Origin of the sequence: Blautia sp. HCP3S3_B11, from assembly GCF_052064435.1 — a bacterium.
Classification (GTDB): domain Bacteria; phylum Bacillota; class Clostridia; order Lachnospirales; family Lachnospiraceae; genus Blautia_A.
The window spans coordinates 54,879-69,562 of record NZ_JBQHVP010000004.1; the positions used below are offsets into that span (position 1 = coordinate 54,879).

General features: G+C 43.3%; 8 protein-coding genes and 2 pseudogenes. 2 read left to right on the plus strand and 8 right to left on the minus strand.

All coding sequences use genetic code 11. The annotated features are described in order from the left end of the window. Window positions 1–8: 8 nt before the first annotated feature. The 3 genes from ACTNC0_RS03925 to clpB form a co-directional block, all read right to left on the minus strand. Window positions 9–1,448 (minus strand): sodium:proton antiporter, encoded by a 1,440-nt coding sequence (locus tag ACTNC0_RS03925; RefSeq protein ID WP_291809080.1) that lies wholly within the window; start codon window positions 1,446–1,448, stop codon window positions 9–11. Between the two features lie 398 nt (window positions 1,449–1,846). Then, window positions 1,847–2,020 (minus strand): DUF4250 domain-containing protein, encoded by a 174-nt coding sequence (locus ACTNC0_RS03930; RefSeq protein ID WP_008706656.1) that lies wholly within the window; start codon window positions 2,018–2,020, stop codon window positions 1,847–1,849. Next, on the minus strand, window positions 2,021–4,612 hold the full coding sequence (gene clpB / locus ACTNC0_RS03935; RefSeq protein ID WP_026648727.1) for an ATP-dependent chaperone ClpB: 2,592 nt from the start codon (window positions 4,610–4,612) through the stop codon (window positions 2,021–2,023). A gap of 392 nt (window positions 4,613–5,004) precedes the next feature. Between clpB and ACTNC0_RS03940 the strand changes: the two genes are divergently transcribed. Further along, entirely contained in the window at window positions 5,005–6,444 is a 1,440-nt protein-coding gene (locus tag ACTNC0_RS03940; protein WP_441086402.1) for a diguanylate cyclase domain-containing protein, read from the plus strand. A gap of 153 nt (window positions 6,445–6,597) precedes the next feature. Here ACTNC0_RS03940 and ACTNC0_RS03945 read toward each other — a convergent pair whose 3' ends face one another. The 4 genes and pseudogenes from ACTNC0_RS03945 to ACTNC0_RS03960 all read right to left on the minus strand — a co-directional run. Beyond that, on the minus strand, window positions 6,598–8,310 hold the full coding sequence (locus ACTNC0_RS03945; RefSeq protein WP_441086403.1) for a glycogen synthase: 1,713 nt from the start codon (window positions 8,308–8,310) through the stop codon (window positions 6,598–6,600). A gap of 310 nt (window positions 8,311–8,620) precedes the next feature. Beyond that, window positions 8,621–8,935, minus strand: a pseudogene (locus ACTNC0_RS03950) (AAA family ATPase); the annotation flags it as partial. 102 nt (window positions 8,936–9,037) lie between these two features. Next, window positions 9,038–10,294, minus strand: a complete 1,257-nt coding sequence (locus tag ACTNC0_RS03955; RefSeq protein WP_441086404.1) for an RNA-guided endonuclease InsQ/TnpB family protein — start codon at window positions 10,292–10,294, stop codon at window positions 9,038–9,040. Window positions 10,295–10,339: 45 nt separating this feature from the next. Continuing rightward, window positions 10,340–10,574: pseudogene (locus tag ACTNC0_RS03960) on the minus strand (transposase); the annotation flags it as partial. 488 nt (window positions 10,575–11,062) lie between these two features. Between ACTNC0_RS03960 and ACTNC0_RS03965 the strand changes: the two are divergent. Further along, window positions 11,063–13,579: a LuxR C-terminal-related transcriptional regulator gene (locus tag ACTNC0_RS03965; RefSeq protein ID WP_441086405.1), complete on the plus strand. Its 2,517-nt coding sequence runs from the start codon at window positions 11,063–11,065 to the stop codon at window positions 13,577–13,579. 89 nt (window positions 13,580–13,668) lie between these two features. On the opposite strand, the gene ACTNC0_RS03970 is transcribed toward ACTNC0_RS03965, so the two are convergent. Next, the gene (locus ACTNC0_RS03970) at window positions 13,669–14,646 is read right to left on the minus strand and encodes a carbohydrate kinase family protein (RefSeq protein WP_441032316.1); all 978 of its coding nucleotides are present in this window, start codon (window positions 14,644–14,646) and stop codon (window positions 13,669–13,671) included. Window positions 14,647–14,684: the final 38 nt, after the last annotated feature.

The following is a 14,684-nucleotide window of genomic DNA, read 5'->3' on the forward strand; positions in this document are numbered from 1 at the left end:
CTCCCTCCTTATAAAAAGAATACAAACATATCAATAATAAACACCGGAACCAGAAAGGCAATAGACCAGAGCATATATCCGAAGAATGACGGCATCTTCACACCATTCTCATCAGAGATTGCCTTTACCATGAAGTTAGGGGCATTTCCGATATAAGTGTTGGCACCCATAAATACCGCACCACAGGAAATGGCAGACAGAATCTTGGTGGGTACAGTTCCCAGTGTAGTTGTGATTCCATTGGTAAATGCCAGTGTTCCTGCTGTTGTGAGGAATACCAGATAAGTCGGTGTATTATCCAGGAAACTGGAAAGCACACCTGTTGCCCAGAACATCTCTGCCGGTTCAGTAACTCCCAGATTTGGTCCTACTGCTTTCAGAAGCATCAGTGCAGGCTGCATGGTGATAAAAATACCGATGAATAAAACTGCAACCTCCTGGATCGCACCCCATGTAAAATGGTTTCTGATACGGATCTGCTTATCTGTTGTCTTAAAGGAAAGGAAGGCAGCAAGCAGAATGATCACGATTTCAATCAGTGCCGGGAATGTCAGGGTTACTTCTCCAAAGAGATGAATACCTCTTACATTGCCTGCAGCATCCTGGAATGCGGACATTCCAGGAAGTACACCGCTTAAGATTACCGCGCCAACGATCATCACAAGGAAAATGATATTGTGCAGTCCATCCAGACGGAACTGAGTACCCGGTTTACGGATATCCGGTTTACGTCCATTTGCAATATCTCTTCTGTAAGAACGTTTATCAATCTGATAAAACACAAACAGAAGAATGACCATATTAAAGATCAGTACAGGGAACAGATGCAGACTCCAGAAGAAAGGAACACCTCGCATAAATCCCATTAACAGTGGCGGATCTCCGATTGGTGTAAGACATCCACCCATATTGGAAACCATGAAGATAAAGAAGATCATAATATGTCCTTTTCTCTTTCTCCATGAATTCATTTTAATTACCGGACGTACCATCAGCATACTGGCACCGGTGGTACCGATACAGCTTGCCAGAAGAGTTCCCAGCGCAAGCAGACCCACATTAACACGGGGGGAACCTGCGAAATCACCCTCCATGGTAATATTACCTGATACGCAGAACAGGCCGAATAACAGAATGATGAATGTAAGATAATCATTCACAATACAGTCCAGAACTGTCTCTGCAGTCTTTCCGGCTCCATAAACGAAAGCAAATGGAACGACCATCAGAATGATCCATAAGGCAACAACCAGTGGCTGATGAGACTCCCACCACTCCGCTTTTACCAGAGGCATCACTGCAATACATAACAAAAGCCCTGCAAAGGGAATGCAAAGCCATACAGGTACTGTAGATGGTGCTTTACTGCCTTCTGCCGCAAGTACACTCAACGGACAAGCCAGAAGAACTGCCAAAAAAGCACCCAGTACGGTCACCAACTTTTTCAAAACTGCCACCTCCATATTGTATTTTCGTACAGCGCGATTATCATTCAGGAGATTTTTTTCATATACGTGTTTCTTCCTATTTAATATGCGCTTGTTTTTTTACAGATGCAATTATAACATACAGCATCCAAAAATCAATTGTATGGATAATGAATATTTATGCTTTATTTTGTACTTTTTTAGATATTTTTCACATATTTTATACTTTCTTTTGTTTTATTCTTAACGATTTAATCTTTTTTACTAATACTTTTTGGTCTTATCTTATATATTTTTGCAAATTGTACTGATTTCAAAACACACTTGTCTTTCCGGTGCTTACAGAAGGTACTTGATTTTATACAGAAAAATGCTCCCCAACAGCAATTCCCGCTGTCAGAGAGCATTTCGCATATTTCCTATATGAACTGATTGGTTGCCTCATCATACTCATAGTCGATGGAATGCATCTTCGCCACCAGTTCGTCTTTCTTCAGTCCTCTGCATGTGCAGAGTGCTTCCAGGGAATCATAGTAATCCCTGAGCTGAGTATTCACATAACTCAGCAGAATCATTGGATCTTTAGGTATCATTTAGTTTCCGTCCTTTACCGTAACAATGAATTCCCCATTCTGAACATCCAGTACCAGAGTATCACCTGCGTGAACATCTCCGGACAAAATCTTTCTCGCTGCAAGAGTCTCTACATATTTCTGCAGATAACGTTTCAGCGGACGTGCACCGTATACCGGGTCATAGCCATTTTCGATAACCTGATCCTTGGCTGCATCTGTCAGTTCCAGGGAAAGCTCCTGGTCTGCAAGACGTTTGTCAAGCTCGCCGACCATCAAGTCTACTATCTTACCAATATTGGATTTTGTCAAGGGCTTAAACATAATTATTTCATCCAGACGGTTCAGGAATTCCGGACGGAAATGACCTCTCAGATCATCCATAACCTGGCTTTGAGCCTCAGGTTTGATCTCCCCATTCTCATCAATACCATCCAGCAGATACGGAGAACCGATGTTGGAAGTCATGATAAGAATTGTATTCTTAAAGTCAACTGTACGTCCCTGAGAATCTGTGATACGACCATCATCCAGTACCTGCAACAGTACGTTAAACACATCCGGATGTGCTTTCTCAATCTCATCGAAAAGTACGACACTATATGGTTTACGGCGGACTGCCTCAGTAAGCTGGCCGCCCTCCTCATATCCTACATATCCCGGAGGCGCTCCGATCAGTCTGGATACAGAATACTTCTCCATGTATTCACTCATATCAATTCTGACCATATTCTGTTCATCATCAAACAGATTCTCTGCCAGAGTCTTGGCAAGCTCTGTCTTACCTACACCTGTAGGACCAAGGAACAGGAAGGAACCGATTGGTTTGGTCGGATCCTTGATACCGGCTTTGGAACGAAGAATTGCATCTGTAACCCTCTTCACACCTTCATCCTGGCCTACAACTCTCTTGTGGAGCTGATCTTCCAGAGTAAGGAGTTTCGCTCTCTCGCCTTCTGTCAGTCTTGTCACAGGAATACCGGTCCATCTGGAAATGATCCTTGCGATCTCATCATCAGTAACTGCCTCATGTACCAGACTTCTGTCACTTTCCTTCACACTCTTCTCTTCGATTTCCAGCTGCTGCTGTAATTTCGGAAGCTCACCGTACTGTAACTGTGCAGCCTTCTCCAGATCATAGTTCTGTTTTGCTTTCTGGATCTGCTTATTCACATCCTCGATCTGCTCACGAAGCTTCTGCAATTTCTCTACAGAATGCTTCTCATTATCCCACTGTGCTTTCTGTGTATTAAAGGTATCACGAAGCTCTGCCAGCTCTTTCTGAAGTGTTTCCAGACGTTCCTTACTCAGGTTATCTGTCTCTTTCTTCAGTGCAGATTCCTCAATCTCCAGTTGCATGATCTTACGGCGCTGTTCATCCAGCTCTGAAGGCATGGAATCCAGCTCTGTCTTGATCAGGGCACAGGCCTCATCCACCAGGTCAATGGCCTTATCAGGAAGAAAACGGTCTGTGATATATCTGTGGGAAAGTGTAGCTGCTGCAACCAGCGCACTGTCTGTGATCTTAACACCATGGAAGACCTCATATCTCTCCTTCAGACCACGAAGGATGGAAATGGTATCCTCCACTGTGGGCTCATCCACCATAACCGGCTGGAAACGACGTTCCAGAGCTGCATCTTTCTCAATATACTGACGGTACTCATCCAGAGTTGTGGCACCAATACAGTGAAGCTCACCTCTGGCAAGCATAGGCTTCAGCATATTGCTGGCATCCATAGCTCCATCTGTCTTACCTGCACCAACGATCAGATGTAACTCATCAATGAAAAGAATGATGTTTCCTTCACTCTTCTTTACTTCTTCAAGGACTGCTTTCAGACGTTCCTCAAACTCACCTCTGTATTTGGCACCTGCTACCAGAGCGCCCATGTCCAGGGCAAAAATCTTCTTATCCTTCAGACCTTCCGGCACATCCTCTGCCACGATTCGCTGTGCAAGGCCCTCGATTGCTGCAGTCTTACCTACACCAGGCTCACCGATAAGCACCGGATTGTTCTTGGTCTTACGTGAAAGGATTCTGATGATATTACGGATTTCCTCATCACGTCCGATCACAGGATCCAGCTTCTGGTTACGTGCCTTTTCGACTAAATCCTCGCCATATTTATTCAAAGTATCATAAGTAGCTTCCGGATTGTCACTGACTACACGCTGATTGCCTCGTACTGTAGAAAGTGCCTGCAGGAAACGCTCCTTAGTAATGCCAAATTCCTGAAACAGTTTCTTCATGCTTGGACTTGGATATCTCAACAAAGCAAGGAATAAATGCTCTACAGAGACATATTCATCACCCATTGCCTTGGCTTCATCCTCTGCACTGACCAGAGCCTTGTTCAGATACTGTCCGAAACGAAGCTCACCGCCAGATACCTTAACCCTGGCATCCAGTGCCTGATTCAGAGAATTTCTGAAATAATCCTTATCTATCTCCATCTTCTCGATCAGTTTAAGAATCAGGCTGTCTTCCTGTTCCAGCAGAGCATATAAAAGATGCTCCTCTTCAATCTCCTGGTTGCCAAACTGATAAGCAACCTTCTCCAGATCCTGGACAGCCTGTACGGATTTCTGTGTAAATTTACTGATATTCATAGGCTAACCCTCCTCTTATATGAGAAATATCTCTCCCGAAGGAGAAATATGTTGTTTTCTTTGTTCTGCATGTAATATAACACACGTTGTTAGCACTGTCAAGAGGTGAGTGCTAATTTTTTTTTCAACTCCTCTAAAATTTTTATTTGCAGTTTTTGATTTCACTTAACGTTATATAAGTTCCTACGAAAAGATGTTTCTTATGTGTTGTACTGTTTCAGGAGTGCATCTAACAGGCGGTATGCTTCTTCACGATAATATTTGGAATGCTTTGCATGAAGCTCGTCCAGGTTGATGTTTGCAAAGATTTATGAATCGTATTGCTTTTCACACAGGAATAAGTATAATATAAGTATAATACATGAAGAAAAGGATGTGGAGGAGTAAGGAGTATGGAGCGTTTTCGACAGCGATATGGGATTGCTCTGACGAAAAAGAAATTGCGGGAGATCATCCTGATGCTGATGGCCTGGGAAGCGGTGTTTGCCTTTTCTTATCTGGGATACATTGAGCTTCCGGCCATTTCCACCACCACGTTGCACATTCTTGTGATTGTGGCGGCTATGATGCTGGGGGCACAGGGGAGTGTGCCGGTGGTATGCGTTTTTGTGGTCACGTCCATGTGGATCGGCACCTACAGCCTGTCCCAGCTCGACCGGATATTTTCTCCCTTTGCCAGCGGAATGCCCCTTGGATCCATAATGCTGGTATTTGCTCGCGTGCTGTTTGCGGCGGGAGCCGGTTGGCTCTTCGACCTTTATTTTCGGAAGCCTCGCAGGTATGTCTATCTGGGCATTGCGGGGATTGCGGCTGCCAGCACCTTTCTTCATGGGCTGTGCGTTTTTGCCGCGTTATATTGCAGCTTCCCTATGCTACGGCAAATGATTTTAGAGAATCTGTTTTCTTATCCCATATTTCGGGACTGGCTGTCCTATGTCCTGGCGATCATCGCCTGCTGCGGCATCCATTGGGTTCTGACTAGGAAGTCGGTGAAAAACAGATTGTCGCAGCTATGCGACTGTCCTCCGGCAATGCAAGAATCCGGAAGCCGGAAGCAGCTGATCTATTCGGAAACCGTTGCGGTAGTGGTGGGCATTCTGTGCATCCTGTTTCTGCGAAAGGCCATCTTCAAGGAGCTGTACCTGCAAGGCATAGATGTCAGCGAAAACCTGCACCAAAATATCACCGCCTTTTTGCTGCAAACGCTGGTGGCTCTGTTGGCGCTCTTTAGTGTTGTCAGCGTTCTGATCCAATGGATTTACGAGTATTATACGGCACAGCGGATTCGGATGAACAAAAAGCTGATGGAGCAGCGTATGAAAAGCTCCGTAGATGTTCTGACCGGCGTATTCAGTCGGCTGGCGTATCATGAGTATCTGGAGCAGTACGCGGATTCCGTTCCGGCAGATCTGACCGTCTTTCTCATGGACATCAACGGCTTAAAGGGTGTCAATGATGCCCTGGGGCATGAGGCGGGGGACGAGCTGATATGCGGCGCTGCCCAATGTATCACCCAGGCGGTGAGGGATCGGGGGAAAATCTTCCGCATCGGTGGGGATGAGTTCGTGGTGCTGGGTCAAATGACCCAAACCCAGGCGCAGGAAATTCTGGCGGCGCTGCAACGGATTGCGGCGGCCTGGTCCGGGACGAAGGTGGGGACGCTGAGTATTTCCTCCGGGTGCGCCTTTGCCGGCGACCATCCGGATTTGTCCGTAGAGCAGCTTACCAAGGCAGCAGATTTGTCCATGTATGCCCAGAAACAGGAATATTACCGGGCAAAGAAACTGTCCTCTGGCACACCCGTCTCTAGTGGGAACGGGGTGCGTCCATAAAAAGAAAAGGGATTTCTGCCATCCGGGCAATCAGTTGCCGGGGCAGAAATCCCTTTTTACGTGCCCAGCGAGGGCACGTTCTCTACTCGATTACTGTGCTCAGGAAATTTAATGGTGCCTGGCAGCATTACGTCTGAGCATATTGTCAGCACACTAATCTCTTGGCGTTAAACCTACATACATATCTTTGTACTGTTTTGCACTCTTTTCCCAGGAAACATCTTTATTCATATCGCGGATCACCATATCATCCCAGGATTTTCTGTTCTCGAAATAGAGCGTCTTTGCTCTGTTGATCGCATCGTAAAGCAGCCCGCTTTCATATCTGTCAAATGTAAAACCGTTTCCTGTATTTTCAAACATATTATAAGGCTGAACCGTATCTTTGAGTCCTCCGGTCTCTCTTACAATCGGAACTCCACCATATCTCATGGCTATAAGCTGTGTAAGTCCACATGGTTCAAATCTTGATGGAACCAGAAGTGCATCACATCCTGCATAAATATTGTGAGCCACATTTTCATTGTAAGCAATATATGCACAGAAATTGCCTTTATATTTGTTTTCATAATAGCGGAATGTATTTTCATACTGAGAATCACCAGTACCAAGAACAACCACCTGCGTATGTTCATCCATAATTCCCGGGATTACGTCATTTACAAGATCAAGACCTTTCTGGTTGGTGAGACGTGAAATAAGTCCGATTACCATCTTATGCTCATCTACATCCAGCCCCAGAGATTCCTGAAGAGCTTTTTTATTAATCTTTTTATTCTTTATCGCTGACTTCTCATCATAATCAGCAGCTAACAGCTTATCAGTTGCAGGATTCCAGATATCCGTATCAATACCATTCACAATTCCCAAAATCTTATTGTTGTGATATCTTAAATGCTCTGCAAGTCCCTCTCCATATTCCTCTGTCTGAATCTCCCAGGCATAGGTGTTACTTACAGTTGTAACTTTATTGCTGTAAGCGATGCCACCCTTTAACATATTGGCATCCAGCCAGTTCTGGATCATGCAGTCCTTATTAAATACATAATCAGGAAGTCCCGACCAGTATTGAATCTTTTTTCTGTCATAAATACCCTGGAACTTCAGATTATGTATTGTGAGTACTGAAATTGCACGTCCTACATCTGTATCCTGAAAACAGGTTCTCAGATAAAGTGGTACTAAAGCTGCCTGCCAGTCATGACAATGTACTACATCAGGAGTCCAGTTCAGATAATTAAGGGCAGCAAGGGCAGCTTTTGCAAAATAACAGAATTTCGGAATGTCATCTATGAGATTCGTATATGGATTTCCCCAGGAGAAGAACTCATCATTATCTATAAAATCATAGACAACCCCATCCTCCTGATATTCCATAATTCCCACATAATACTGCTTTCCATCAGAGCAGAGATTCATATCAAAGGAACCCCTGTATTCCATCTTTTCCTGAAATTTCTGAGGAATACATTTGTATCTTGGAATAATGACCTTAACATCAATGTTTAATTTTGCCAGACTCTTTGGCAGGGCAGACATTACATCTCCCAATCCGCCGGTCTTAACAAATGGATAACATTCTGATCCAATGAAGGCTACACTTCTTCGCGGTCCCAGATCAGGCTGTCTCGTTGGAATGTTCTGTTCATTCTGTTCAACAGATGGCTCCTGAACAATTACGGCTTGCTTAACAGAAACATTCTCTACTGTTGGAGCAACAGTCTTAACAGCTTTTTGAGGACTGTTTTTTGCACTGCTTTTTACGCTGTTTCTTGCATTGCTCTTTGTATTACTCTTTGCATTGTCTTTGGTACTGCTTTTGGTACTGCTTTTGGTACTGCTTGTTTGAACTGTTTTTTTTCTCATATCATTGATCTCCCTTTTGCATTTTACAAAGTCCGAAATTTATTATGCCTTAACTAAAATGTCCTCCGGTAAGTTCCTGATAAACATTCATTTTGCAGATATTTATCATTTCCTGTTAATTTCAATTATAACACAAAATGCGCAAAGTAACTATTATTATCTGAAATTCTTCCATCACTTAACTCTTACCTGAATGATACAAGCTGGTTTATTCCTTTTCATTATATCTGCCTCTTTTATTTTACAGATACACTACATAGAAAAAGGGATCTTCCACTCAGTCAATTTGAATAAAAAACATAATCTGTTTTTATTTCACGCATTCCATAATTATCATCTCACATCTGTCATATCCAAGCTGTGAGCTGTTCAGGCACAGTGTGTAATTGCTGGCTTTTCCCCAGTTCTGATCTGTGTAAAAGTTATAATTTGTTCTTCGCCTTTTATCTGTGTCTGCCATCATTTTCACAGCTTCCTTCTCTTTTACATTGTATAAACCAGTGATACGCTTTATTTTTTCCGGCATGTCCCCATGAATAAATACATTCAGCACATCGTCCCGGTCTTTCAGTATATAGTCTGCATTTCTTCCAATGATCACACAAGGCTCCTTCTCAGCCAATTGTGAATTACTCGGTAACTGAGTTACCAGAGCATCTGAATTAAGGCGGGATACCGCCTTTTTTCAGGGTGCATCCATGGCACCACTACTGTTTGCTCTTTAGAGCTATACAGCTACTTTTATTATTTCCGGTGTCTTCAGTCCGGTTACGGACAGTTCTCTTTTTACTCCGGATACGGAGTGATATTTTCTCAGGATATTATATGCCCCTACGGCATCTGCGTTATAGGTTCTGTTTCCATCTCTGTACAATCCTCTCTCTTTCCGTTTGGACGGCTCTGCATATCTTTTCCCCACTTCCGGTGACAGTGGGCTGCACTGGCTGGTATAACTTTCTTCCTGTTTTATGAAACGGATTCCATATCTTTTCAGCTTATATTCCAGCATGATATAGATCCTGTTATACGGCAGACTGTGAAACTTCTGGTTTGTCCTGTGTCCCAGGTCTTTTTCTCTCCGGATGTTCCGGATATCCCCTGCAACAACACAGGTGATTCCTCGTTCCCGGCAGTATTCTGCAAGATACCTTGTGACCTTGTGCAGATAGTCCGTTACTGAGTCTTGTTTTCTCTTATATAACTTCCTGATATGTTTTGATGTGACCGGATATTTTACTCCCTTTCCGGACTGCTGCCCATACCACTGGGCCTGCACCCTTGCGATCTCTTTATGGAAATATCTTTCCAGTGCAAGGTACTTCCTGCCCAGGATAAACGTCTTCCCATTTCCAGAATCATAACACGTCATAAGGTTGTGAAGCCCCAGATCAATAGACAGTTCATGTCCGTTCTGTGGAAGTTCTTCCTGGTCAGGAACCTCATAAACAACAATAATTTTACAGCTTCCCTTCTCCGGCGGATAGATCCGCAGCTGTTTGATCTGGTCCATGCCCCTGAAAATCTTATTTTCAAGGTAAAGAAAGTTTTCATGGATCTGATATGTTTCTTCCATATATTTTTTTAATGTCTTTGGAAGGGACAGGCGGACTCTGTCCGTATCCCGCTTATGCACGATCCCCATCTGCATATAGGTAATGGGGATACTTTCCTGCTTAAACCGCGGCGGTCTGGGAGTCTCAATCCCCCCGGATCTTTTCAGGGCATAGAAAGACTTCCATGCCTTGTCCAGCAGCCTGCAGACTTCCTGGGCGGTCTGGGACGGGAGCTGTTTATACCACAGATCCTCTTTATGGGCTTTTTTCTGATAGTACCAGTCAGGATACTGCTCCATCCCTGTTTCTTTGTAATGCTGACGCTCGTAATTACAGACATTCCAGAGCTTGGATGCTGCATAGCACATATGCCCGATGAGGTTCGCATATTCCCGGCTGACCTTTATGGATGTTTTCTTTGACAGAAGCATTTCCTCTCCTCCATCGTATCAGTACGCTTTGCTCTGATGTTCGATGTACCTGCGGATATTTTCTTCCGATACAGATCCGACCGTTTCCACATAATAGGAATGATTCCACAGCTCCCCTTTCCAAAGCTGGTTTCTTATTTCCGGAAAACGTTCGAAAAGCTTCCTGCAGATATGCCTCGACCTCCGCATTTAATATCTTCCGCCGGTATTTCACTGACCATACCATATGGTAATTAATATTACACACACAAGTGCGGTAATGTATAAGATTTTCTTTCATACATATATGATACCATGATATCAAAAATTTCTCAATAAAATATCGAACATATTTTCTTTTTTATAATGCTGGATACAGCTTTTTATAGGGAGAAATTGAATGAAAACCGTTTTGTTATTTTTATTTATTATGAGTGCAGATATGCACAGTTTGCGCTTTCATCTCGGTAATTGAATTGCCGAGGATTCCCGCTTATTATCCTAAAAATGTATCTTCTGTTTTTGGGCATTATTACTATGTATTTACCTATAGTAATTTTAACTTCCGATCTACACCCTGCATATCTTTGCTCTGCTATAGGTTTCTGTTATCTGTAATTATAACTGATTTCTTTTCATTTGATAATTCACTTTTCGGCACCAAAAAGTGCCCCCTGTATAGCAAAAGTGACGGCAGATATTGCCTGAAAAACCACCTGGGAAAAAGTTTCATTTTGATACTTTATATGTTAAAATGAAACATATCGTATCAAGTGAGGGGTTTTACAGATGTCTAAAAAGAAATATAACCTGAATACAATTTACATCTCTGAGCGTCTGCAGGAGAATCTGAAGCCGATTTCACAATCTGCATTCACTGCTGTGACCGCTCCTATGGGTTATGGAAAAACAACTGCTATCAACTGGTATCTGGACAAACAGAGCAAAAACGGAAATTCCTGTGTGATCCGGATCAGTATTTATTCTGATAATCTGTCTGTTTTCTGGCAGAGCGTTCAGAAGGCATTTGCCTTCGCTGGGCTTGATTTTCTGGATAATTATAGCTGCCCTTCAGATGCTGCCGGTGCCGGGATGCTTGCTGATGAGCTTTGTTATTCCCTGAGCGGTCAGACCTCTTACTACATTTTTATTGATGATTTTCATCTGCTGGGTGAACCTCATGTTGCAGATTATTTTTGTATGCTTGCCAACAGACTGCCTGAAAATATCCACCTGATCGTATCCGGCAGAAATGCTTTTCTGTCCGGAAAAGAAATTCTCCGTCTTGGCAAAAAATTATATCAGATCCATACAAGGGATCTGTGTCTGAATCGGCAGGAGCTTTCTGTCTATACCCATCGCTGCGGTGCCAGCCTGAACGAAGATCAGTTGAACACGCTTCTCTATTCCAGTGAGGGATGGTTCTCTGCAGTCTATCTGAATCTCTGTACCTTTTTTGAAAACGGACACTTTCCCGACCATACTTCTAACATTTATGATATGTTTTCCTCTGCCATGATCGCACCCCTTTCTGATGCGCAGCAGGAATTTCTCACTGTTATGGGACTTGCTGATGAATTTACCGTTGAAATGGCACTTTTTATTACAGGGAATCCGAAAGCCGGACAGATTCTTTCCCTTATGACCAGGCAGAATGCTTTTATCACTCCTTTGCCCGATGGAGTCAGCTTCCGTTTTCACCATATGATGAAGGAATGTACACAGCGTGCCTTTGCCATGCTTTCCCATGAAAAACAGACAGATTTCCGGAATCGTTACGGACAATGGTATGAATCCCGGGGACAGTTCCTGCAGGCACTTGCTGCCTATAACAAGGCTCTTAACTATGATGCAGCACTTGCTGTTATCCAAAAGGATGCAGGAATCCTCCTGGCTTCTCTTTCGCCGGAAAAGGTTCTCGCATTTCTTGATGTCTGTCCAACAGAAATCCTGAAGAACAGACCTCTGGCCCTTCTCGTATTAATGCGCCGTATGTTTACCTGGCATCAGATTCCCAAAATGCTGGAACTGAAGCAGCTTCTGACAGATACCATAGCTGAAGATAACACTTTGTCCGAAGATGAGAGAAAGAATCTCTCCGGAGAATGTGATCTTATTATGAGTTTTCTGATGTATAACGATATCGCCGGTATGAGCGTTCTGCACCGTCAGGCCAGTTCCAAAATGACCAGACCTGCCATCAGTATCCGCAAAACAGGAAGCTGGACCTTCGGTTCTCCTTCTGTTCTGATGATGTTTCACCGCAGATCCGGAACCCTGGATGCAGAACTGACAGCTATGAATGAATGTATGCCCCACTATTACAGGATTACCCAGGGACATGGACAGGGTGCGGAATTGCTCATGAATGCAGAGGCAGCATTTATGCAGGGGAATTTTTCAGATGCACAGATTCTGCTGGAGCAGACTTATTCCACCATTGCATCAAACGGACAGCACAATATTTCGCTCTGCTGTGATTTCCTTGCTGCAAGGCTTTCCCTTTTTCAGGAGAGTGTCACCTTTGTGAAGAACCCTGAAGTAAAGCGTAAGGAGCTTCTGTCTCTCCACAATATGATGTGGCTGAATATTTTTGACAGTACTTATGCTTACTACTATGCATTAATTAGAATGCCGGAAAAGATTCCTGCATTATTTAAAGACCATATGTTATCCACTGTCAGCTTTCTTTCTCCCTGCAGACCTATGATGGAAATGATCGAGAATCAGGTCTTTCTTTCACAGAAAATGTACGCAAAAGTTATAGGCAGAAGCGAAACGCTTCTGCCTGTCTGTGAGAAAATGCACTATGAACTTGTGTCTCTCCACGTTCAGATCCAGACCGCTGCTGCTTACGCAATGCTGGGCAAACATCATGATGCACGACAGCTTCTGCATAAAGCCTTAGGACACGCCATGCCAGATGGCTTTCTGATTCCGTTTGTAGAAAATTATAACTATATCAAGGACGTGCTGGGCAGTATTAATTCCATAACACCAGAGCCTTTCACAGACCGGATCCTTTCCCTTGGTTCTGTTTATGAACAACACTGCCTCCGCCTGTCCAGCCGTAATTCCAGACCTGAGATCCTAAATATGCTGAACAGCAGAGAAGCAGAAATCGCAGCTTTGATCACCGACCGTCTGAGCAACCGCGAAATCGCAGAGAGGTTATTTCTCTCTGAAGGCACTGTGAAGCAATATATCAACCAGATTTATTCCAAGTTGATGATCAACGGTGATACACGCACCAAAAGGAAACAACTGGCAGAGCTGATATCTTCCATAAACAAGGGCCTTACCTGACACTTTGAGAAAAAAAAGCAAGGAAATCCACATGACCAAAGTCTTGCGATTTCCTTGCGATTTGGCAAGAATTACAAATTTAAAGTTTTTTACTTATTTGCATTTCTGATAGTATTTAAATACTGTTGGATTTCTTCTTGTTCGGGCATTACTCGCAGCGCACCTTTTCTTGTAGTAATGATAGAAGCTGCTACATTGGCAAAATTTAACATTTCTGTCAGATCATCCTCTTTCAGTCCATCTATTCCATGCTCACAAATATAGTGTAACACACAACCACAAAAAGTATCTCCTGCTCCTGTTGTCTCTATCGTACTTTTCTGTAAAAATGGTTTTGCTTCTACCACTAATCCATTATAATAGGCACGACTGCCCGCCTTTCCCATAGATACAAGAATCATCGGAATCTCATATCTTTCTTGGATCCAGTTTACACCGGCAGTATAGTCTTCTTCTCCTGTCAGCCATTGGATCTCATTATCTGATATTTTCAAAATCCGACACTGTTCAAGACCATATAGTACTTGTTCTTTCGCCTCCTCCAGTGACTCCCAGAGTGGTGGACGCAAGTTTGGATCAAATGAAATAACAGCCCCTGCTTCCTTCGCAATACGAATTGCTTCTTTTGTCGCTTCCCGCACTCCTTCATGAGTCATAGACAAGGTACCAAAATGGAAAATCCCTGTCTCTTTGAGAATATCCTCGGGAATCTCAGTTTTATTCAGCATCATGTCTGCTCCCGGATTACGATAGAAGGAAAAATCCCTATCTCCATCCGGATATGTATGTACCATAGCAAGCGTAGTATGAATTTTTTCATCTGTACATAAGCCAATGTCATCAATTCCTGCTTCTTTTATGGCTGCTCTCAACTGATCTCCAAAAAAATCATTACCAACCTTACCAATAAATGCTGTATTATGTCCCAATTTAGCTAACATCGCAAGCACATTACAGGGTGCACCTCCTGGATTAGCTTCAAAAATCGGATTTCCCTGATTACTTTTTCCATTTTCAGTAAAGTCGATCAATAATTCTCCTAGCGCTGTTACATCATATTTTTTCATATATTACTCCTATCTGTCAGGATTTCTCATATCATCGT

What these genes read in the sequence shown, in the direction of transcription:
- ACTNC0_RS03965 (WP_441086405.1), top strand. Translation starts at nt 11,063, where the DNA reads ATGTCTAAAAAGAAATATAACCTGAATACAATTTACATCTCTGAGCGT.
- ACTNC0_RS03955 (WP_441086404.1), bottom strand. Translation starts at nt 10,294, where the DNA reads ATGCTTCTGTCAAAGAAAACATCCATAAAGGTCAGCCGGGAATATGCG.
- ACTNC0_RS03970 (WP_441032316.1), bottom strand. Translation starts at nt 14,646, where the DNA reads ATGAAAAAATATGATGTAACAGCGCTAGGAGAATTATTGATCGACTTT.
- ACTNC0_RS03930 (WP_008706656.1), bottom strand. Translation starts at nt 2,020, where the DNA reads ATGATACCTAAAGATCCAATGATTCTGCTGAGTTATGTGAATACTCAG.
- clpB (WP_026648727.1), bottom strand. Translation starts at nt 4,612, where the DNA reads ATGAATATCAGTAAATTTACACAGAAATCCGTACAGGCTGTCCAGGAT.
- ACTNC0_RS03945 (WP_441086403.1), bottom strand. Translation starts at nt 8,310, where the DNA reads ATGAGAAAAAAAACAGTTCAAACAAGCAGTACCAAAAGCAGTACCAAA.
- ACTNC0_RS03940 (WP_441086402.1), top strand. Translation starts at nt 5,005, where the DNA reads ATGGAGCGTTTTCGACAGCGATATGGGATTGCTCTGACGAAAAAGAAA.